This is a genomic window from Aurantiacibacter marinus (assembly GCF_001021555.1).
GTDB classification, from domain to species: Bacteria; Pseudomonadota; Alphaproteobacteria; order Sphingomonadales; family Sphingomonadaceae; genus Alteraurantiacibacter; species Alteraurantiacibacter marinus.
This window is the reverse complement of record NZ_LDCP01000001.1, coordinates 353,219-374,360: the sequence shown is the minus strand read 5'-3', so window position 1 is coordinate 374,360 and position 21,142 is coordinate 353,219. Positions and strand designations below refer to the sequence as shown.

Sequence of the window (21,142 nt, the reverse complement as noted above, 5' to 3'; positions counted from 1 at the left end):
TGACGCCAATGGCCGCACCGGCCAACGCTCTGCCGCCCGACAAGGCACGGCGGATGCGCATCGCCGCTACCTTGCTGCTGGTGGCGATGGCGGCGATCTTCGTCACGACGCACCAATTGCTCGGCCAGCATCCGGCATGGGGATATGTGAACGCCTTTGCCGAAGCAGCGATGGTTGGCGGATTGGCGGACTGGTTTGCGGTGACGGCCCTGTTCCGCCACCCCATGGGCATTCCCATCCCGCACACGGCTATCATTCCTGAAAACAAGAATCGCATCGCCGATACCATGGCGAGCTTCCTGCGCTCCAACTTCCTCACACCGGTTGTGGTCGCGCGCCGTATGCGGGAAATGAATGTCGCGCGCTCTGCCGGGGACTTCCTCGCCAATCGTGACGGGAACACCGAAGGTCGCATCCGTGCCGGCGCGGGGCAATTGCTGGTCGAAATGCTCGAATCGCTCGACCCGGACCGGCTTGGCCTGGAGGTAAAAGCCGGATTGGCGAGGCAGGCTGAAAAGCTGGACGTGTCCCCGCTTCTGGGTCGCGTTCTGGAAACCGCGATGGCGGATAACCGCCATCGCCCGCTGATCGACGGCTTCATCCGGTGGGGCGGTCTGGCGCTGGAAGACAATGAGGACATGGTCCGCGAAATGGTTCAGAGCCGCGCCAATGCCATCATCCGCTGGACCGGACTGGATGACCGGCTCGCCAGTTCGGTGCTCGATGGGCTGTATCGCCTGCTGGCAGAAATGCATGTCGATCCCGACCATCCTGTGCGCGCCAAGATCGAAGAAGGCCTCGCCACTCTCGCCCGCGATTTGCAATCTGATCCTGAAATGCGCGCCAAGGTGGAGCGGATGAAGAACGATCTTCTGTCCAATCCCGCAGTGGGTGACTGGTGGATGGGCGTTTGGGAGCGGCTGCGCCATTCACTAATTGATATGCTGCGCAATCCCGACCGGGCCATGTCAGGCCAGATGGGCCAGAGCCTTGCCGAATTGGGTGATCGGCTGCGCGAAGACCCGGCTTTGCAGTTGCAGGTCAACCGCTTTGCACGGCGAACGCTGGTCGGCGTGGTCACGCGCTATGGCGATCAGATTGTCAGCCTTGTTTCGACCACGGTGAAGGGCTGGGATGCCAGCACGATTACTCTGCGCATTGAACGCGCGGTAGGCCGCGATCTGCAATTTATCCGTGTGAACGGCACACTGGTGGGTGGGCTTGTCGGCGTGACAATCCATTTCTTCACTCACGCTTTTTAGGGCGTCTCTTCGCCATTATGGACACGGGAAATTGATGGAAGACGGCGCGACTATCGGCATTTGGCGCAGCGGTTTGAAGGCTGCTGCTGCAGTAGCGGTCACGCTTGCATTGTTTTCTCTCATCGCCTTCGGCTTTGACGCAAGCGCAGTCCGCGTATTCCTTGGCATTACCCCGCCTTTGGACGTACCCTATGTGGGCACCAGGTCGGCAATGGTGGATGCGATGCTCGATATGGCGGAGGTCGGTCCTTCCGATTACGTCATTGACCTTGGCACGGGTGACGGGCGCATACTGATCGCTGCTGCGCTTGACCGCGGGGCAGGCGGGCTTGGCGTGGACCTGGACCCTTCCCTGATCGATGACGCAAAGGCCGAGGCTGACAGGCTCGGCCTCTCGGACCGCGTTGCGTTTCGTGAACAGGACCTATTCGATACATCGCTCCAAGATGCCGATGTCGTGACCATGTTCTTGTTGCCCAGCGTCAACCTGCGTCTTCGGCCACGCCTTCTCGATCTTGAGCCGGGGACCCGTATCGTCAGCAATAGGTTCGACATGGGCGAATGGCGCGCAGATGCCGTTCGCGAGGTGCGCGGATACAGCGCATATTTGTGGATCGTGCCGGCGCAAGTTGCCGGGCTCTGGCGGCTTGAATTCGAGGGGAAATCAATAGCGCTCGACCTTGAGCAGAGCTTTCAGGACGTAAGCGGCACCGCTTTAATCGACGGACAAAGCCAAGCTGTCACGTCAATTCTGAAGGGAAACCGCCTTCGTTTCGGGCTTGAATTCGGAGAAGAAAGGCGTGTTTTCGAAGGCGAAATTCAGGGTGATGCCTTCATGCCAACTGATGATGCAGATTGGCTTGCCGAGCGCATCCCAGAATGACTTGGCGCGGCAAACGAAAGCCGCTGCCGGTGAACGGAATTGCCAGAAGTCTGCTTGCCTGCCGCGCACCAGACTCGGCCGCGCGGCAGGCAAGAAACTACGAAATTACAGTTTTTCGGTCAATTCCGGAACAGCATTGAACAGGTCTGCGACCAGACCAATATCCGCCACCTGGAAGATCGGCGCGTCGGCATCCTTGTTGATCGCAACGATCACCTTGGAATCCTTCATGCCCGCCAGATGCTGGATTGCACCGGAAATGCCGATGGCGATATACAGGTCTGGCGCAACGATCTTGCCGGTCTGGCCGACCTGATAATCATTGGGCACATAGCCTGCATCCACGGCGGCGCGGCTCGCGCCGATGGCAGCGCCAAGCTTGTCCGCCAGCGGAGTGATGTATTGCTCGAACGTCGGGCCGTCCTTCAGAGCGCGGCCACCTGATACGATGATCCCGGCGCTGGTGAGTTCGGGGCGGTCGCTCTTCACAGCATCCAGTTTAACAAAGCTGGACAGACCCGCATCGCCCGCGCCGTTTACCGCTTCAACAGCAGCGCTGCCGCCGGTTGCCTCAGCCTTGTCGAAGGCCGTGGTGCGCACGGTGATCACCAGCTTGGGATCGCTGCTTTCCACTGTCGCAATGGCGTTTCCGGCATAGATCGGCCGAGTGAAGCTTTTGGGCCCTTCCACGCTGATAATGTCGGACAGCTGCATCACATCGAGCAACGCGGCAACGCGCGGGGCGATGTTCTTGCCAGTGGTGGTCGATGGCGCGAGGACCGCGTCATACCCTTCTGCAACACCGGCGATCAGCGGCGCGACGTTTTCGGCGAGCTGGTGTGCATAGGCAGCATCCTGTGCCAGCAGCACCTTGGAAACGCCTGCGATTTGCGCAGCGGCATCGGCGGCGCCTTTCGCATCATCGCCGCCAGCAACCAGGACATGCACATCGCCGCCCAGTTTGGCTGCGGCTGTGACAGCGGAAAGAGTCGCGTCGGCAATCTGCCCGCCGGCGTGTTCTGCAATTACGAGTGCGGCCATCAGACGGCTCCCAAGGCTTTGAGTTTGGCGACCAGCGCATCGACATCTTCAACCATTTCACCGGCCTGACGAACCGGCGGCTCGCTGACATTGGTAGTTGTGATGCGCGGTGTGACATCGACGCCGAAATCGGCAGGTGTCTTCACATCCAATGGCTTTTTCTTGGCCTTCATGATGTTGGGCAGCGACGCATAGCGCGGCTCGTTCAAGCGAAGATCGGTGGTGACGATGGCAGGCATCGACAGCTTCACCGTCTCAAGACCGCCATCCACTTCGCGGGTGACGCTCACATGGTCGCCATCAATCGCAACTTCGCTGGCGAAGGTGCCCTGCGGACGGCCCATCAGCGCGGCGAGCATCTGGCCTGTCTGGTTGGAATCGTCATCAATAGCCTGCTTGCCCAGCATAACGATGCCCGGGCCTTCTTCATCGGCGATGGCTTTCAGGATCTTGGCGACGGCGAGCGGTTCGACCAGTTCGTCCGTTTCGACCAAGATTGCACGGTCTGCGCCCATGGCGAGCGCGGTCCGCAGGGTTTCCTGCGCCTTTGCGGGGCCGACGCTGACGGCGATAATCTCTGTCGCGTTGCCCGCCTCTTTCAGGCGAATAGCCTCTTCGACGGCGATTTCATCGAACGGGTTCATGCTCATCTTGACGTTGGCAAGATCAACACCTGACCCATCCGCTTTCACGCGCGGTTTAACGTTGTAATCAATGACCCGTTTAACGGGTACGAGGATTTTCATCTGTCTTCGTCCTCTCTCGGATTCGGCAATTGCCGCTTATGTAAACAGTCTGACGTATAGGTCAAGCAGGGCGCTTTACCCCGTTGGTTTTCAGGCTTAGCTTGAGACGCGCCGCTGTAAAGGAGACTCCTCGATGCGCTTCCCCGTTCCCGAACTCGCCTTGCCTATGGCAGCCATGGCCGCAGCGCTAGCTATCCCCTCTGCCGTATCGGCACAGGAGACACGTATCGCGCCCGCGGGTCATCTGCCGCCGATGGCTGAAATCGGGCAGATGGATTGGCTGGAAGGAACTTGGGAAGGGACTGGCATAGGCGGTAACCGCGCGGCAGAGAGCTGGCTGCCGCCCTCCCGGGGCACAATGGTCGGCATATTCGTGCAAACAGGCGATGACGGCGGGATCCAGTTTACCGAACATATGTATCTGATGGAGGAAGGCGGCTCGCTCGTCCTGCGGCTCAAGCATTTCAACCCAGACCTGACCGGCTGGGAAGAGCGGGACGAGATGCTGACTTTCCGCCTCCTCGCGATTGAGGAATGCGCCGCGTTCTTTCAGGCGCTGACGTTGCGCTGCGATGGGCCGGATGGGCTGGTGGCAGCCGTGCGGATGCGCAGCGATGGAGTGCAGGTTAACGAGTTGCTGTTCCGGTTCCGGCGCGCTGATGCAGCGCCGCCGCTAACTTCATCATGTTCCGATGCGCCGACAACGGTCGATATGAACGAATGCTACGTGTCAGTTCTCGGCCGCGCCGAGGCACGGCGGGGAGAGTATCTTGCTGCAGCTCTGGAGCGCAATGACGGCGACACCGACGTCGCCGCAATGATCACACAAGCAGACGCCGCTTACAGGCTTTTTGCCGATGCGGAATGCGGGGCGATCTATCAGTACTGGATTGAGGGCAGCATCCGCAATGTGATGGCGCTGACTTGCCGAATCGGCCTGACAGACCGCCAGACCCACACGATCTGGGAAAATTGGCTGACCTATATGGACTCCACCCCGCCATTGCTGCCGGAGCCGGAGCCCACACGGTAAGGTCGGATCAGGCCGCTTTCTTGACCTGAGCCACAATCTTCTTCGCGGCATCACCGAGGTCATCCGCAGGGATGATCGGCAGGCCGGAATTGGCGAGGATATCCTTGCCTTGCTGCACATTTGTACCTTCAAGGCGGACAACCAGCGGCACGTCCAGATCGACTTCCTTCGCCGCAGCCACAATACCTTCTGCAATCGTATCGCAGCGCATGATGCCGCCGAAGATGTTGACCAGAATGCCTTCCACTGCCGGATCGGACAGGATGATCTTGAACGCTGCGGTCACCTTTTCCGTGGTCGCGCCGCCGCCAACGTCAAGGAAGTTGGCCGGGAAAGCACCGTTCAGCTTGATGATGTCCATCGTCGCCATGGCCAGGCCTGCGCCGTTGACCATGCAGCCGATGCTGCCATCCAGCTTGATATAGGCAAGGTCATGCTTGCTGGCTTCAACCTCGGCAGGATCTTCTTCCGATTCGTCCCGCATGGCGGCTACATCGGGATGGCGATAGAGAGCATTGCCGTCGAAACTCATCTTGGTGTCGAGCACCAGCAATTCGCCAGCTTCGGTTTCAACCAGCGGATTGATTTCCAGCATCTCGCAATCAAGCGCGGTAAAGGCGGTATAGAGCTGTTTTGCCAGCTTGCTGGCCGCCTTGGCCAGCGCCCCTTCCAGTTTCAACGCATTGCCAACGGCGCGGCCGTGGTGCGGCATGAAACCGGTGGCGGGATCGATCGTGATGGTGGCGATCTTTTCGGGTGTGTTGTGCGCCACGTCCTCGATATCCATGCCGCCTTCGGTGGAAACGATCATCGCAACGCGGCTCGTTTCCCGGTCGATGACCATGGAGAGGTAATATTCCTGCGCGATATCGACGCCGTCGGTGACGTAAAGGCGATTGACCTGCTTGCCCTCGTCGCCTGTCTGGATCGTTACCAGCGTATTGCCGAGCATATCAGCCGCATCGGCGCGGACATCATCCACGCTTTTGGCCAAGCGCACACCGCCCTTGGCATCCGCGCCCAGTTCCTTGAATTTGCCCTTGCCGCGTCCGCCAGCATGAATCTGGGCCTTCACCACGTAAAGCGGTCCGGGCAGTTTCCCGGCGGCCTCTACAGCCTCTTCAACCGTCGTTGCCGGATAGCCGGTAGGAATGCCGATACCGAATTTGGCGAGCAGTTCCTTGGCCTGATATTCGTGGATGTTCATGGGGGCGAGCCTTCATGCTTTGATATGGGTTGGTTCGCTGCGCGCTAAAGCATCATCGGAAGAGCCTTGCAATCACTCCTTGGCCGTTTCATTTGCCACGACGACCATGATCGACACGATGAAACTGGAACAGATCTGCCGTGAGGCGGGTCATATGGCGCTCGGCCGGTGGCCGGGCGCGGGCCATGCGCTGAAAAGCTGGGAGAAAACTCCTGGCAGTCCGGTGTGCGAAGCTGACCTCGAAGTCGATGTCTTTCTGAAGCGAGAGTTAGGGCATTTGCTGCCCGCCGCAGGTTGGTTGAGCGAAGAGACTGCGGATGATGCGGGGCGGCTGGACAAATCGCTGATCTGGTTGGTCGATCCCATCGACGGGACGCGAGATTTTATCCGTGGCCGCAGTGGCTGGGCCGTATCTGTGTCGCTGATCAGCGGCGGCAGGCCACTGCTGGGCACACTGGTGGCACCGGCGCGGGGGGAAGTGTGGTCGGCAGTGGCGGGCAAGGGTGCCTGGCTTAATGGTGAGCGTCTGGCGGCAAGCCGCCGCAAGAAATTCCCGGCCGCGCGTGTTCCGGCGGATTCCTTGCCCCGGGAAGATAGCGATCTGGTGATGGTCGAAAAGCCCAACTCTATCGCCTTGCGCGTGGCGATGGTCGCAGACAACCGAGCCGATCTGGTGGCCACGCTGAGGTGGGGTTATGAATGGGATATCGGCGCGGCGGCACTAATCGCACGCGAAGCAGGAGCCAGCGTCACGGATGCGTTCGGCAATCCGCTGGCCTACAACAAACAGGATCCGCGTGCCTTCGGCCTGCTGGCCTGTTCCCCCGGCATCCACACGGCCGGTGTTGAGCGGCTGGCTGAAAGGGCAACACGTATCGCGCGCCAATAAAAAGGGCGCCCCCAAGGAGCGCCCTTTTTGTTTTTGTGTACCCCCCCAGGCGGGGCGGTTACATCCTTTTCAAGCAGGCCTTAGTAGGCTGCGTTGACATCCTGTTCGGTAATCGGCGTGATGCGGATTTCCACGCGGCGGTTCTGTGAACGGCCAGACTCTGTCGAATTGTCGGCGACCGGATACTGTTCGCCATATCCGATGGTTTCAATGCGGGCACGCGCGACGCCGCGCGATACCAGGTAGTTGGAAACCGATTCGGCACGGCGGCGCGAGAGATCCAGATTGTACTGGTCGCTGCCGGTCGCATCCGTATGGCCCATCACGTCGATCAGGCTGTTGGGATAATCGACCATGCTTTGCGCGACGCCGTCCAGCGTATCGCGCATCTGCGGCGAAATATTGGTCGAATTGACTGCAAAGGTCACATCCGGGAAGTTCACGAGGATGCCGTCGCCATTTGGCGTTTCGGTAACATCCACGCCGGTTCCGGCGGTGACTTCTTCCAGTTCGCGGATCTGTTCGTCCATGCGGTAACCGACATAGCCGCCAGCGGCCGCACCGATGCCTGCACCCACAATGCGAGCTGTCTTGCCGCCGACAAGGCCGCCCAGCAGATAGCCGAGGCCCGCGCCGCCGAGGCCACCAATGGCGGTACGCGAAATAACCTGGTTACCAGTATTCGGGTCGGTTACGCAGGCAGTAGTTGTCCCGATCAGCGCGATGGCTGCGACAGATGATGTAAGAAATTTCTTGGAAATCATGGGTTTGACCCTCCTTATAGCGGCAGACCACTGTATCAAGTGGTTGGTCTGATAACAGGAGAAACGCTCTGGTTAGCAGGGTGTTCCGTAAACTCGCGTAAATCGACGCTTTCACCCTGGCCACCTTATCTGCTAGCGCCCAAATCCTGATGTCGCCATTTCCCTGGGATTTCTTAGCCGCCCTTGCTTGTCTGATCGTGATCAATGGCGTTTTCGCCATGTCCGAACTGGCGATCGTCTCCGCGCGCACTGCGCGGCTGAAAATGGCTGCCGACAAAGGCAGTGCCAGTGCCAGGATCGCCATGCGGCTGGCGCTGGAGCCGGGCAAGTTCCTGTCCACCGTGCAGATCGGCATCACGTTGATCGGAATTATCGCCGGCGCGGTTTCGGGCGCCACACTGGGTGAGCCAGTGGGGGAGCGGCTTGCCGCGCTCGGGCTTGACCCTGAAACGGCGCAAGATACCGGCTTTGTCCTGATGATTGCGCTGACAACCTATTTCAGCCTTGTGATTGGTGAACTGGTGCCCAAACAGCTGGCCCTGCGCAATGCGGAAGCCATCGCGATTGTGATGGCGCGCCCGATGGATATCCTCGCCAAAGTTGCCGCGCCATTCGTGTGGCTGCTGGATACCTCGTCCAATCTGCTCCTCCGCGCATTGGGCATCCGCCACAAGGGCGACCATCATCTGACCGCCGAAGAGCTGCAAATGATCTTCGCCGATGCGACCCATACTGGCGTGATTGCAGAGCAGGAGCGTGCAATTCTGTCCGGCATCATGCGGCTGCAAGACCGCCCCGTGCGTGAATTGATGACGCCGCGGACAGAGTTGGATTGGCTTGATATCAACGCCAGCGAGGAGGAGATGCGCCAAGCTATCGCCGATTCGCCTCATTCGTTGCTGCCTGTTGCGGACGGTTCTGCCGATAAGGTTCTTGGCGTGCTCAAAGTGCGTGAACTGCTGGCGCTGCTGATCACCGGGGAAACTGTGGTGCTTGCCGATCTGCTGCGGAAAACCGAAGTTGTTCCTGATCAGCTCGACGCGATGGACGCGCTGCGCACGCTCCAGCAGTCGGGCACCGGCATGGCGATGGTGCATGATGAATATGGCCATCTCGACGGCATCGTGACTACGGCTGATCTGCTGTCCGCCATTGCCGGCGATTTCGCCAGCCACCAGGACGAAGGCGATACGCCGATGATTACCGAGCGTGAGGACGGCTCCCTGCTCGTATCAGGTGCAATGTCTGCCGATGCGCTGGAAGAGCGGCTGGGGCTGGAATTGCCTGAAGGGCGCGAATTTGCCACCGCCGCGGGCTACGCGCTGTTCGTGCTGAAGCATTTGCCGACAGAGGGCGAGCATTTCACCGATCAGGGCTGGCGCTTCGAGGTTGTCGACATGGATGGCCGCAAGATCGATAAATTGCTGGTGAGTGAAGTGGCAGGGTAGCTAGCGGGTAAACGGGGGGTGGTGCTTGCGTTGACCAAGTTACTTTCCTCGGCCCGCCCATCCGGGCGAGCCATCCTCGGTGCTAATCCCGCCGCTACGCTGCGGGGCACCTGCGGGCGCGTGGTCACGCTTTGTCGTTGCCTGGTCGGCAACTAGGCCAGCTCAACTTAATAATGGAAGCGCGGATCTCGGTCGCGACCAGCGACCGACATAGGGCAACCGCCCGCCCGCAGCGGGGCAGCTTGCTGGCCGTCTAGCGAGGACGAAGCCGCGGATGCGGCTTCGCAAATCAAGAAGGTATTACGCTGCGCGCCGACTGCCCGTCGCCTTCGGGAGCGGCGATGATCGTGCGGACTTCTGCGCCCTTGTCGACCGTGTATGTTTCCACATCGCCGACGCTGGAGCGGATGCCGGGGGCAGCTTCGCCAGCCAGACGAATCGCGCTGTTTTCAACTGCACTGCGCTGTGCTGGGCCGCCAAACAGCGCCTCGAGCGCCTGTTCGGAAGCTGTGCCTTCGGTCGGGCGGGGTGCGCCTGGCGCCGGCGGGACGAGATCGAAATCGGGCGGAATCACCAAAGGCGCCTGACGCTGCACAGCAAATTCATCTGGCCGTTCACGATTGCCGAGATCAATGCCGCCGCAAGCGCCAAGTGCGCTGGCCGATGCGGCTAAGATGAGGATGCGGGTGAATTTGGTCATGATCTAAGAACTCTTGTCAGTCATTGCGGCGTCCTGCGCGTCTTCCGGTTTCTCGCGGATGAACAGCGCGCGGGCAAGGATTATTACCACACCGATTGTAATTGCGGCATCGGCAACATTGAAAATCAGGAACGGGCGGAAATCCCCGATGTGCAGATCGGCATAGTCGATGACATAGCCATAAAGATAGCGGTCACGGATATTCCCTATCGCCCCGCCCAGCACCAGCGCCAGCGCGGCGATATCGCCAAACGCCTTTTCGCGCATCATCCACACCGCCACAACGCAGGCGATCACTGCGGTCACGCCGACGAGGATCCAGCGCATTTCCATGCTGGTGGCTTCAAACATGCCAAGTGACACGCCGTAATTGTTGGTGCGGGTGAAATCGAAGAACGGCAGCAGCGGATAGTTTTCGCCAATCTGATCCAAGCCAAGCGTCTCGACAACGAAATGCTTCAGCCACTGGTCAGCGATGAAAATTACCGCTGCGATGGCGAGGCCGATGGCACGGAATTTGTTGAGGCTGGTCATGCTGCACCGTCCATTTCAGCGACCACGGTTTCACAGCGGCCGCACAGATCGCCGTCTTCGGTGACTTCTGGCAGCAAACGCCAGCAGCGGCCGCATTTGGCGTCTGTGGTCTTGGCAACGGTGATACTGGCGCCGTCGCCTAGCGTTACGGTTCCGGTAATAAACAGCTCTGCCAGATCGGCGGCAGAGAAGCCTTCGGGAACGGCAGAGGCAGGAACGGTGACTTCGGCTTCGAGGCCGGAGCGGATTGTCTTTTCGCGGCGCAGCGGCTCAATCGCTTCGGTGACGCGTTCACGCAAGGCACGCAGGCTATCCCAGCGCGCCGCATCTGCCTCTGCATCGGGCACGTCCTGCAATGCCAGCAAATGCACGCTGCCACCCTCCGGATAGCGCGTGCCCCAGATTTCTTCTGCCGTGAACACCAGCACCGGCGCGGCGTATCGGATCAGCGCGTGGAACAGCGTGTCCAGTACAGTGCGATAGGCGCGGCGCTCCAGCCCATCAGGCGCATCGCAATAGAGCCGGTCCTTGCGGATATCGAAGAAGAAGGCCGAGAGGTCTTCATTCATGAAGTCCACCAGCGCGCGGGTGTAGGTGTTGAAATCGAAATCATCCACCGCGCGGCGCATTTTCGCGTCCAGCGCGCCCAGCAGGCTGAGCATATACCGCTCAAGTTCCGGCATGTCGGACACGTCAACGCGCTCAGCTTCGTCGAAGCCTTCCAGCGCGCCGAGCATGTAGCGGAAGGTGTTGCGCAGCTTGCGGTACTGGTCCGCCACGCCCTTCAGGATTTCCGGACCGATGCGGTGGTCTTCTGTGTAATCGACGCTCAGCGCCCACAGCCGGATGATATCTGCGCCGTATTCTTCCATCACCTTCAGCGGATCGATGGTGTTGCCAAGGCTCTTGGACATTTTGCGGCCATCGGCGGCCATGGTGAAGCCGTGGGTTAGTACCGCCTTGTACGGAGCCTTGCCGCGGGTGGCGCAGCTTTCCACTAGGCTGGACTGGAACCAGCCACGGTGCTGGTCGCTGCCTTCGAGGTAAAGATCGGCCGGCGATTGCAGGTCCGGCCAATTGTCAGATTCCAGCACGAAGGCATGGGTGCAGCCCGAATCAAACCACACATCGAGGATGTCGGCGATCATCTCGTAATCGTCGGGATTGTAGTCCGGGCCGAGGATTGCGGCGGCATTTTCCTCACACCACCCGTCAACGCCTTCGGCGTGCACGGCTTCAATAATGCGCGCGTTTACGGCCGCGTCGACGAGATATTCGCCGGTCTTGCGGTCAACAAAAAGCGTGATCGGCACGCCCCATGCACGCTGGCGGGAGAGCACCCAGTCGGGCTTGCCCTGAACCATTGAACCAATGCGGTTCTTACCCTTGGCAGGAACGAACCGCGTCTTTTCGATTTCCGCCATTGCGGTTTCGCGCAAAGTGGGGTGATCGGAAATCGGCCCGGCATCATTGTGCGGACCGCCCTCGTCTTCCCAGCGCTTTTCTTCACGAGTCTTGGGGAAGATATGTTCCTTGGGCTTGTCCATCGGCACGAACCATTGCGGCGTGCAGCGATAGATGACCTTGGCCTTGGACCGCCACGAATGCGGGTAGGAATGCTCGTAATCGGCAGAGGCTGACAGCAGCGCGCCCGCTTCGCGCAGGTCCGAGCAGATCGGTCCGTCAGGCGCGTTGAATTTGGGATTGATGACCGAGCCGGAGCGTTCATCGGTGCGCGGCAGCCATTCCCAATCCTCGCGGTAACGCCCATCGGCATCGACCACGAATTTGGGGTTCAGCCCGTGCGCCTTGCACAGATCGAAATCGTCCTCGCCGTGATCGGGCGCCATATGGACAAGGCCGGTGCCGCTATCGGTGGTGACGAAGTCGCCGGGCAGCATGGGGCGCGGCTCGGCATAGAAACCGCCGAGATGGTGCATTGGGTGGCGGCAGAGGGTTCCTTCGAGGGCGCCGCCGAACACGAATTCAAGCGTGGCAAAGGATCGCTCACGCTTGCCATCGATTTGCATTCTTTGTCGGAAACTCTCGTAGAGATCGGTGGCGACCAAAAATTTGCGACCGGTCCGCTCGGCACTGTCGTCCAATTCCTCAGCGATGACATAATCGATCTCAGGCCCGTAAGAGAGCGCCTGATTCACCGGGATCGTCCAAGGCGTCGTTGTCCAGATCACCGCATGTGCGCCGACCAATTCGGGCACGTTCGGGCATTCAACAATCTCGAACGCCACATCAATCTGCGTCGAGGTGATGTCCTCGTATTCGACCTCGGCCTCGGCCAGCGCGGTTTTCTCAACGGGCGACCACATCACCGGCTTTGCGCCGCGATACAGCTGGCCTGTCTCGGCGAATTTCAGCAGTTCGGTGACGATGCCCGCTTCGGCATCAGGGGCCATGGTGAGATAGGGCTTGTCCCATTCACCAGCCACGCCCAGCCGTTTGAACTGTTCGCGCTGCACATCGACCCACTCGGCTGCATATTCGCGGCATTCGGCGCGGAATTCGCGGGCCGGAACCTCGTCCTTGTTAAGCTTCTTCTTGCGGTATTTCTCCTCCACCTTCCATTCGATGGGGAGGCCGTGGCAATCCCAGCCGGGCACATAGGGTGCATCCTTGCCGAGCAGGCTCTGCGTGCGGACAACCGCATCCTTCAGCACCTTGTTCAGCGCGTGGCCGATATGGATATTGCCATTGGCGTAAGGCGGGCCATCGTGGAGGATGAATTTCTCGCGCCCAGCACGGCTTTCACGCAGCTTCTGGTACAGGCGTTCATCTTCCCAGCGCGCCAGAATCCCCGGCTCCTTTGCAGGAAGGCCTGCCTTCATGGGGAAATCGGTCTTCGGCAGGAAGACGGTATCGCGGTAATCGCGCTTGCTAGATTCTTCGCTCATAAGGAGGCGGCACCTAGAAGGCTTCGCGCCTCTTCGCAATCGCGTTCCATCTGCGCCATCAGCGCATCCAGATCATCGAACTTTGCTTCGGGACGGATAAAGTGATGGAAGGCCACGTCCAAAACCTCTCCATACAGATCGCCGTCGAAGTCGAAAAAGAACGGCTCCAGCAATTCCTTGGGCGGATCGAATTGCGGGCGGACGCCCATGTTTGCCGCGCCTTTCAGCTCTTGCCCGGTGGACAGCACCCGGCCCGTCACAGCGTAAATGCCGAAACGCGGGCGCAGATAATGGCCCATGTCCATATTGGCGGTTGGATAGCCGAGTTCACGCCCGCGCTTGTCGCCGTGGATCACCGTGCCGCGCACAGTGAAGGGGCGCGTGAGAAGCATTGCTGCAACATCGCATTCGCCTGCCTTCAAGGCATCACGGATACGGCTGGAGGAAATCGTCTGCCCGCTCGCGCCAACCGGCCCGATGGCACGCGCTGTGATCCCGCAAGTTTCACCGATATCACGCAGCACCTGCGTATTGCCGCCGCGCCCTTTACCAAAGGTGAAGTCTTCCCCCGTCACCACGCCTGCCGCACTGATATGGTTGCCTAGCAAATCGCGCACGAAGCTTTCCGCCTCCATCGCGGCCAATTCGTCACCGAATTCGAACACGAGCATGGCATCTGCGCCTGCCGCCATGAACAGTTCTTCGCGCTGGTCCAGCGTCGTCAGTCGGAAGGGCGGCACATGCGGGGCAAAATGGCGCACCGGATGCGGATCGAAAGTGGCGACGACGGCGGGGCGGCCCTCTGCCCGCGCCCATTCCACCGCCTCTGCCACCACGCGCTGATGGCCGAGGTGAAACCCGTCAAAATTGCCGAGCGCAATGATCGCGCCGCGCAAGGTTTCCGGCACGGTATCGCGGTGCGAAAGCCTCATGCGGCATCCTCCATCGGAGCGATTCCGGCGCGGATAACCCGCAATGCGTTCAGCCCCATGATAGCGCGGATTTCGTCTTCGCTGAAACCGCCATCCATCAGAGCCTGCGTCACTTGCACAATGTCCGAGGTGTCAAACCGCACGGTGACAGTGCCGTCATAATCGCTGCCCAATGCCACATGCTCCACGCCGACAAGGTCGGTGATATGGCGCATGGCCGCCGCGATGGAGGCGGGCGAGATATCGCACACGGCGCCTTCGAAATAACCGACACCGATCACGCCGCCTGTTGCCGCAACGCCGCGTATCTCTTCATCGGTGAGGTTGCGATTGACGTCGCATGTGGCCTGCACGCCGCCATGGCTGGATACGACCGGACGGCGCGCCATCGCCAGCACCTCCGCCACACATTGATGGCTGCAATGGGCAATATCCACGATCACGCCCATACGCTCCATTTCCAGCAGCATTTCGCGGCCAAAGTCGGTCAGACCGCCTTTTCCCTCGCCATGCATGGAGCCTGCAAGGTCATTGTCGAAGAAATGGGTGATGCCAGCCATGCGAAGGCCATTGTCGTAAAGAAGCTGAAGATTGGCCGCATCGCCTTCCAGATTGTGCAGCCCTTCGACTGAATACATCACGCCAATGGGCCGCCCCGTGCTGTTGCGCGCATCCATCACTGCGTCGATGTCTTCGGCAGTGCGGACCATGCGTAAGGCATCGGGCGCTGCATTGGCCGCATATTGCAGGCGGGAGGCGTGCCAGGATGATCGCTCATAGGGCGAAAACCATGTCGAAAAAGGCTGCAACTGGCCGATGGACAGCAGCGTTATGCTGTCCCGCGCATCGGCGGAATTGCTGTCGAAATTCTGACCAGCGGGCACTTTGCTGACGCTCGAGAACACCTGCAACCCGACGTTGCCTTCGATCAGGCGCGGCAAATCCATATGGCCACGATCTGCGGCATCGGTCAGATCGCGCTTCCACAGCAGCGTGTCGGAATGCAGGTCCACGATGGTGAGTGATGCGTGCAGCGCGCGCGCTTCGTCCGATATTTCAAGCAGCGGCCCGCCATCGACTACATTCATGTCCCGCTCCGCAATGCCGGGTGCGAAGATGAAAAAGCCAGCCAGCGCGGCGAGCAGGACCACGCCGAACCATTTGGCGATCCTGCCGATCATGCGCGGCGCTCAAAAGTGACGAAATCATATGGCGGGAAGCCGCCCGATGCTTCGCGGTGCTCGCGTGCCACTTCGTGCCATGAGGGATCGTCAGCGGGGGAGCGCATGGTGACATCGCCGCACGTGTCTTCGTGCACTTCGGTCAGCTCGAAACGCGTGCCTGCATCCCACAGAAGGCCAAAGATTTCCGCGCCGCCGATAACCGCAAAATCGTCTCCACCATCTCTGCCGCCTGCCAGTTCCAGAGCGGCTTCGGGTGTATGCGCGATCTCTGCCCCCTCTGCGGCCCAGTTCATCTGCCGCGTGAGGACGATATGGCGGCGACCGGGTAACAGACCGGGCAGGCTTTCGAACGTCTTGCGACCCATAATCATCGGTTTGCCCATCGTCAGCCGCTTGAACCGCTTCAGATCTTCGGAAATCGCCCACGGCACAGCGCCATTGCGGGCAATTACGCCATTGGTCGCGCGGGCGACGATGAAGAGGACGTTTCTGCTCACTCGGTCATCCAACCCGCGTAATGTGGCCCATCTTGCGCCCGTCTCGCGCTTCGGACTTGCCATACAGGTGGAGATGGGCAGCAGGATCGGATAGGTGGCGCGTCATGTCGAGCGCGCCTGCGCCGATCAAATTGTCCATCACGATGCGTGTCGCCGTGCTGGCGGTATCACCCAGCGGCAGTCCGGCAATCGCACGGATATGGTTTTCGAACTGGCTGGTGACCGCGCCTTCGATTGTCCAATGGCCGGAATTGTGAACGCGTGGTGCCATTTCGTTGAATACCGGACCATCACTTGTGGCGAAGAATTCGCAGGTCAGCACACCGATATAGCCAAGTTCTTCAGCCAGTTTTTTCGCCAGTGCACGCGCCTCTTTCACCTGTTTGCCAACGATGGCGGGGGCGGGCAGTTCGCTGTGTGACAAGATGCCGCCGGTATGCGTGTTAACAGCCGAATCCCAAAAGCGCACTTCGCCCGACCGGCCGCGCACGAGTATCACGGAAAACTCGGCCTCGAAGTCGACGCGCTGTTCATAGACGCTGCCACTGGCTGGAATTCGGATGCCTTGCGCCTCGTCGGCACGGGAAATGGCCCATTGACCCTTGCCGTCATAACCATCGCGGCGCGTTTTCAGGATGCCGGGCGTTCCCACACGGTCGATAGCAGGGGCCAGATCGCTATCGTGGTCGATGGCGGCAAAAGGCGCGGGCTTGCCGCCGATATTCTCGACAAACTTCTTTTCGCTGACCCTGTCCTGCGCCACTTCTAGTGCGCGGGTACCGGGGGCGAGCATGTTTTGCGGGATGGCCGACAACGGCTCGACCGGCACATTCTCGAATTCATAAGTGACGATATCGCAAGCTGCGGCGAATGTGTTCAGCGCGTCCCGGTCATGCCAATGCGCATTGGTAAAGTCTGCCGAAACCTCGGCGGCGACACTGTCTGCCTCTGGCGCAAAAATATGGCAGCGATAGCCAAGCTGCGCGGCAGACATTGCGAGCATGCGGCCCAGTTGACCGCCGCCGAGTATGCCAATTGTTGCGCCTGCTCTGAGCAATCTAGTCTCCGTCTGCCCCCGGCGTGTCAGAGGGCTGTTATTCTTTTGTCATCGCTAGAAGGAAACACAGTCCTCGGGCAAGCTCGGGACGAGCGGTAATTGTTAATCGAGCGGATGCTGCGCAACTTTATCCGTCTGCGCGGTTCGCCATTCCTGCAAGCGCATCGACAGCGCATCATCGCCCAGCGCCAGAATAGATGCGGCCAGCAGGCCGGCATTGGTCGCGCCAGCCTCGCCAATGGCAAGCGTGCCGGTGGGAATGCCTGCGGGCATTTGCACGATCGAAAGCAGGCTATCGAGGCCGTTCAATGCCTTCGACTTCACTGGCACACCCAGCACTGGTAAATGTGTCAGCGCCGCGATCATTCCGGGCAGATGGGCCGCGCCGCCTGCACCTGCGATGATAACCTTGAAGCCTTCATCCGCAGCGGTCTTGCCGAAATCATGCAGCCTGTCCGGCGTGCGGTGGGCAGATACGATACGGGCTTCATGCGCGACGCCAAGATCATCCAGCACCTTCGCGGCGCATTGCATGGTCGGCCAGTCGGACTGGCTTCCCATGACGATAGCGACTTGAGGAGTCATACTCTCAGCTGTCCTTCAAATAGTAACGTTCGCCCGGCTGCATTGTGTCGTCGAATTCGTAAATGATCGGCTGTCCGGTCGGGATTTCCAGGCCGGTTATCTCATCATCGGAAATATTCGACAGATGCTTGACCAGTGCGCGCAGGGAATTGCCATGCGCTGAAATGATCACCGTCTCGCCCCTGGCAAGCTCAGGCAGTATCGTGCTTTCCCAATAGGGCAGCACGCGTTCGATCGTCAGCTTCAGGCTTTCGGTTTGCGGAACATCGATGCCTTCGTAGCGCGGATCTTTGCCGGGATCGTATTCGTCGCCTATGTCCATCGGCGGGGGCGGCACGTCGAAACTGCGGCGCCAGATATGGACCTGCTCGTCACCGTGCTTGTCGCGTGTTTCCTGCTTGTTGAGGCCGGTCAGTCCGCCGTAATGGCGTTCATTCAGGTGCCAGTCCTTGATCTCCGGGATCCACAGCCGGTCGCATTCTTCAAGCGCCAGATGCAGCGTTTTTATCGCGCGTTTCTGAACGCTGGTGAAGGCGAGCGTCGGCAAAATGCCCTTTTCTTTCAGCAGCCGCCCGGCGTCGCGCGCTTCCTGCACGCCTTTTTCGGTCACATCGACATCCCACCAGCCGGTAAATCGGTCGGAGAGGTTCCATTCGCTCTGGCCGTGGCGAACAAGGATCAGGGTCGGCATTGGCAATAATACTCCAATTGGCGCGGAATTGCGCGCGGATTAGCTGTCCTTCGGGGTCTTGGAAAGGTCCGATGGCTGATCGTCCTGTTGTGCTGCTCCGCGACTTTGCGCTTTGCGCTTTCGCAGGTTCTCGCGCAGCTTGGCAGCGAGCCGTTCTTCGCGGGATGTGTCTTTGTTCATGCAGGCCTCTTGCCGGATGCGGCGCGCTGGCTCAAGGTGATTGCGCAAGCTTGGCTTGACTTTGGCGAGGCTTGAGACAATAGCGCGCGCCTGTTTCGGTTAGCCGCGGTAGCTCAGTGGTAGAGCGCACCCTTGGTAAGGGTGAGGCCGAGAGTTCGATTCTCTCTCGTGGCACCATACTCGTTTCATGAAGCCGCATCCGCGGCTTCGTCCTCGGCACTGATCCCTACATTCGGCTTCGCCTTCATTACGGTGTGCCTGCGCGCGCGCATTCGCGCTTTGTCGCTGCCTAGTCGGCAACGATCCCAGCACTGAACTTGAAAGTCGGATCTGAGCTCCGTCGCTACCAGCGACCGACAAAGGCCGAACGGCCGCCCGGACCGGCCCCGCAGCGACGCGGAGGGAACAGCCGGGAGGACGAACCCGCGGATGCGGGTTCATGAGACAAAAACCATCCCCGATTGAGGTTTGTAAAATGAGCGTGTTGTGCCAATAAACCACCCATGGATGCAGAACCTCTCACACAGCTCGACCCCAGCTACACCACTGTCATGCGAATCGAGGGGTTGCTGACGACGCTTCCGTTCATAATTGGCGCTGGCGTGCTTTCTTTTGCCGAGGTCGTGCCTGCGTGGGCACCGGGTATTCCGGTCCTGATTCTTGCCATTCTGCTGATCGGTGTCCTGCCGATGAAACGCTACCGCTCGCGCGGTTATCACATGGCTGCAGACCGGCTGCGGGTGGTGAAGGGCGTGATGTTTCATGCTGATACCGTGGTGCCGTTCAGCCGGGTGCAGCATCTCGATGTAGAGCAAGGCCCGCTGGAGCGCGCCTTTGGTATCGCGCGGCTTATTCTGCACACGGCTGGCACGCACAACGCCTCCGTTACGCTGCCGGGGCTGCCTTTCGATGATGCCAAGGCAATGCGTGAAGATATTCGCCAGCATGTGAAGCGCGAATCCCTGTGAACGATCAATTGAGCGCTGAATCCGAAGCGGAAACCGGTGAGATCGAGCTCGGCGAATGGCGACGCGTCAGCCCGCTGACCATCGCAGCGCAAGGCGTGCGCATGCTGGGGAGTGCGATTATTCCGGCCGGCGTTGTCCTGTTTGGTGCGGCAAGCCAGCGGGAAATGCTGGGCCAGGTTTCCGCCTATGCGGTGCCCATTCTGCTGCTCATCATTGCAGCCAATATCGTGCCTGCGTGGCTCGGCTGGTATCGCCTGCGTTATCGCATTGGAACCAGCGACGTGCGGCTGGAACAGGGCATTATCAGCCGCTCTGCACGCTCTGTTCCGTATGAGCGTATTCAGGACGTCAGCCTTGAGCAAAAGCTGATCGCGCGCCTGCTCGGCCTGGTTGAAGTCAAATTTGAAACCGGCGCTGGCGGTAAGGAGGAACTGAAGCTTTCGCTGGTGACGGAGGCAGAGGGTGAACGCCTGCGTGAAACCGTGCGCGCGCTGGTTGAAGGCGCGGATGAGGGCGCCGCCGCGGCAAAGCCTGATGCCGCCGGTGAAGCGGAAACGCGGACAGCGCTTCAGCCAGAAGGCAGGCTCTTGTTTGCGATGGGCACTGGACGGCTGCTGACCTTCGGCCTGTTCAGCTTTTCCCTGGTCATTTTCGCCGTGATCCTTGGCGCAGTGCAGCAGCTGGAATTTCTGCTGCCGTTTGACGTGTGGGATTATGCGGAGCGCTATATTCAGGACGAAGGATATTTCGAGGCGGGCAAATATATCGGCGGCATGGATATGGCCGCGCGGATCATCGGTATTCTGTATCTCGTGCTGACAGTCGTAGTGGTTGGCATGCTCAGCGGCATTGCCAAGACTTTCGTGCGCGATTGGGAATTCCGGCTGGACCGCACCGCCAAGGGCTTCCGCCGCCGCCGCGGCCTATTGACCAAAACCGACGTTGTGATGCCCGTCCACCGGGTGCAGGCTCTGGTCGTGTCGACCGGCATTATCCGCCGCCGCTTCGGTTGGCACGGGCTTAGTTTCATCAGCCTTGCACAGGATTCCGGCAAAGCCAATCACGAGGTCGCGCCATTTGCCAAAATGTACGAGATCGCGCCGATCGCACGTGAAGCCGGCTTCGAATTGCCGGACGGAGCCGAAGAATGGCGGCGGCCCAGCCCGAATTACTATTTCGATCGCACGCTGATCGCAGCCCTTTTCGTCACCGTGATCGGAATTCTCGTGTTCACCGCTGCGGGCACATCGGCAGGCCAGCTTGAGCCGGGCATGTTTGTGATTGCGGGCGCCGTGGTCGCCATTATCGTGCTGATTGTTGTGCGCGGATATTTTCTGTGGCGCTATGACCGTCACGCCCTTGATCCAGCCCAGGTTCTGTCACGGCGCGGCTGGCTGGCTCCGCAGGTCAAGATTGCGAATCGCGTCAAATTACATTCGGTCGAAATTTCGCAAGGTCCGCTGGCCAAATGGCGCGGCTATTGCCGGCTGCACTTTGGCATGGCGGGCGGGCGCTTTTCCTTCGATGGATTGGCGCTGGAAGATGCCCGCAAGCTGCGCGCGGCCGTGCTTGGCTCCATCGCCTCGGTCGATTACGCGCAACTGCCGAGATAGGTCGCAGACAATCTGCAAT

General features: G+C 60.0%; 21 protein-coding genes and 1 tRNA gene. 8 read left to right on the top strand and 14 right to left on the bottom strand.

The genetic code is table 11. From position 1 onward, the window contains the following. Positions 1 to 8: 8 nt before the first annotated feature. Both AB731_RS01830 and AB731_RS01825 read left to right on the top strand, forming a co-directional pair. Positions 9 to 1,262 (top strand): DUF445 domain-containing protein, encoded by a 1,254-nt coding sequence (locus AB731_RS01830; RefSeq protein WP_047092655.1) that lies wholly within the window; start codon positions 9 to 11, stop codon positions 1,260 to 1,262. Positions 1,263 to 1,296: 34 nt separating this feature from the next. Beyond that, positions 1,297 to 2,145, top strand: a complete 849-nt coding sequence (locus AB731_RS01825) for an SAM-dependent methyltransferase (protein WP_052768903.1) — start codon at positions 1,297 to 1,299, stop codon at positions 2,143 to 2,145. A gap of 105 nt (positions 2,146 to 2,250) precedes the next feature. On the opposite strand, the gene AB731_RS01820 is transcribed toward AB731_RS01825, so the two are convergent. Both AB731_RS01820 and AB731_RS01815 read right to left on the bottom strand, forming a co-directional pair. Further along, positions 2,251 to 3,186, bottom strand: coding sequence for an electron transfer flavoprotein subunit alpha/FixB family protein (locus AB731_RS01820; protein ID WP_047092656.1), 936 nt, complete (start codon positions 3,184 to 3,186; stop codon positions 2,251 to 2,253). Then, complete coding sequence (locus AB731_RS01815; protein WP_047092657.1) at positions 3,186 to 3,932, bottom strand: electron transfer flavoprotein subunit beta/FixA family protein; 747 nt, start codon at positions 3,930 to 3,932, stop codon at positions 3,186 to 3,188. The genes AB731_RS01820 and AB731_RS01815 overlap by 1 nt, the downstream gene beginning before the upstream one ends. Positions 3,933 to 4,065: 133 nt before the next feature. Between AB731_RS01815 and AB731_RS13730 the strand changes: the two genes are divergently transcribed. After that, positions 4,066 to 4,965 carry a DUF6265 family protein gene (locus AB731_RS13730; protein WP_082126309.1) on the top strand — a complete coding sequence of 300 codons (900 nt, stop codon included), beginning with the start codon at positions 4,066 to 4,068 and terminating at the stop codon, positions 4,963 to 4,965. Positions 4,966 to 4,972: 7 nt separating this feature from the next. Here the strand turns inward: AB731_RS13730 and sucC are convergent, their stop codons facing one another. Continuing rightward, the gene (sucC, locus tag AB731_RS01800) at positions 4,973 to 6,172 is read right to left on the bottom strand and encodes an ADP-forming succinate--CoA ligase subunit beta (protein WP_047092658.1); all 1,200 of its coding nucleotides are present in this window, start codon (positions 6,170 to 6,172) and stop codon (positions 4,973 to 4,975) included. A 106-nt stretch (positions 6,173 to 6,278) separates the two neighbouring features. Here sucC and AB731_RS01795 point away from each other — a divergent pair, with 106 nt between their 5' ends. Next, positions 6,279 to 7,061, top strand: coding sequence for a 3'(2'),5'-bisphosphate nucleotidase CysQ (locus AB731_RS01795; protein WP_047092659.1), 783 nt, complete (start codon positions 6,279 to 6,281; stop codon positions 7,059 to 7,061). Positions 7,062 to 7,141: 80 nt separating this feature from the next. On the opposite strand, the gene AB731_RS01790 is transcribed toward AB731_RS01795, so the two are convergent. Further along, positions 7,142 to 7,825, bottom strand: a complete 684-nt coding sequence (locus AB731_RS01790; protein ID WP_047092660.1) for an OmpA family protein — start codon at positions 7,823 to 7,825, stop codon at positions 7,142 to 7,144. A gap of 149 nt (positions 7,826 to 7,974) precedes the next feature. Between AB731_RS01790 and AB731_RS01785 the strand changes: the two genes are divergently transcribed. Continuing rightward, on the top strand, positions 7,975 to 9,273 hold the full coding sequence (locus AB731_RS01785) for a hemolysin family protein (protein ID WP_047092661.1): 1,299 nt from the start codon (positions 7,975 to 7,977) through the stop codon (positions 9,271 to 9,273). A gap of 289 nt (positions 9,274 to 9,562) precedes the next feature. Here AB731_RS01785 and AB731_RS01780 read toward each other — a convergent pair whose 3' ends face one another. From AB731_RS01780 to AB731_RS14060, 10 genes are all read right to left on the bottom strand, one after another. Then, positions 9,563 to 9,973 (bottom strand): DUF3035 domain-containing protein, encoded by a 411-nt coding sequence (locus tag AB731_RS01780; protein WP_047092662.1) that lies wholly within the window; start codon positions 9,971 to 9,973, stop codon positions 9,563 to 9,565. Between the two features lie 3 nt (positions 9,974 to 9,976). Continuing rightward, entirely contained in the window at positions 9,977 to 10,507 is a 531-nt protein-coding gene (gene lspA, locus AB731_RS01775) for a signal peptidase II (RefSeq protein WP_047092663.1), read from the bottom strand. After that, positions 10,504 to 13,416, bottom strand: a complete 2,913-nt coding sequence (gene ileS / locus AB731_RS01770) for an isoleucine--tRNA ligase (RefSeq protein ID WP_047092664.1) — start codon at positions 13,414 to 13,416, stop codon at positions 10,504 to 10,506. The genes lspA and ileS overlap by 4 nt, the downstream gene beginning before the upstream one ends. Further along, positions 13,413 to 14,348, bottom strand: a complete 936-nt coding sequence (locus tag AB731_RS01765; RefSeq protein ID WP_047092665.1) for a bifunctional riboflavin kinase/FAD synthetase — start codon at positions 14,346 to 14,348, stop codon at positions 13,413 to 13,415. Before AB731_RS01765 ends, ileS begins: the two co-directional genes overlap by 4 nt. Further along, positions 14,345 to 15,529 carry a dipeptidase gene (locus AB731_RS01760; protein ID WP_047092666.1) on the bottom strand — a complete coding sequence of 395 codons (1,185 nt, stop codon included), beginning with the start codon at positions 15,527 to 15,529 and terminating at the stop codon, positions 14,345 to 14,347. The genes AB731_RS01765 and AB731_RS01760 overlap by 4 nt, the downstream gene beginning before the upstream one ends. Then, positions 15,526 to 16,029, bottom strand: a complete 504-nt coding sequence (locus AB731_RS01755; RefSeq protein WP_047092667.1) for a dihydrofolate reductase — start codon at positions 16,027 to 16,029, stop codon at positions 15,526 to 15,528. The genes AB731_RS01760 and AB731_RS01755 overlap by 4 nt, the downstream gene beginning before the upstream one ends. A gap of 4 nt (positions 16,030 to 16,033) precedes the next feature. Continuing rightward, positions 16,034 to 17,086 carry a 5-(carboxyamino)imidazole ribonucleotide synthase gene (locus AB731_RS01750; RefSeq protein WP_047092668.1) on the bottom strand — a complete coding sequence of 351 codons (1,053 nt, stop codon included), beginning with the start codon at positions 17,084 to 17,086 and terminating at the stop codon, positions 16,034 to 16,036. Positions 17,087 to 17,188: 102 nt separating this feature from the next. Continuing rightward, entirely contained in the window at positions 17,189 to 17,671 is a 483-nt protein-coding gene (purE, locus tag AB731_RS01745) for a 5-(carboxyamino)imidazole ribonucleotide mutase (RefSeq protein WP_047092669.1), read from the bottom strand. Between the two features lie 4 nt (positions 17,672 to 17,675). Further along, positions 17,676 to 18,362, bottom strand: a complete 687-nt coding sequence (gene gpmA / locus AB731_RS01740; RefSeq protein ID WP_047092670.1) for a 2,3-diphosphoglycerate-dependent phosphoglycerate mutase — start codon at positions 18,360 to 18,362, stop codon at positions 17,676 to 17,678. Positions 18,363 to 18,401: 39 nt separating this feature from the next. Then, the gene (locus AB731_RS14060) at positions 18,402 to 18,542 is read right to left on the bottom strand and encodes a hypothetical protein (RefSeq protein WP_164474690.1); all 141 of its coding nucleotides are present in this window, start codon (positions 18,540 to 18,542) and stop codon (positions 18,402 to 18,404) included. Positions 18,543 to 18,644: 102 nt separating this feature from the next. On the opposite strand from AB731_RS14060, the gene AB731_RS01735 reads away from it, so the two are divergent. From AB731_RS01735 to AB731_RS01725, 3 genes are all read left to right on the top strand, one after another. Further along, positions 18,645 to 18,719 (top strand) — tRNA-Thr (locus tag AB731_RS01735). Positions 18,720 to 19,045: 326 nt separating this feature from the next. Further along, on the top strand, positions 19,046 to 19,510 hold the full coding sequence (locus AB731_RS01730) for a PH domain-containing protein (RefSeq protein WP_047092672.1): 465 nt from the start codon (positions 19,046 to 19,048) through the stop codon (positions 19,508 to 19,510). After that, positions 19,507 to 21,123, top strand: coding sequence for a PH domain-containing protein (locus AB731_RS01725; protein WP_052768904.1), 1,617 nt, complete (start codon positions 19,507 to 19,509; stop codon positions 21,121 to 21,123). The genes AB731_RS01730 and AB731_RS01725 overlap by 4 nt, the downstream gene beginning before the upstream one ends. Positions 21,124 to 21,142 lie beyond the last annotated feature (19 nt).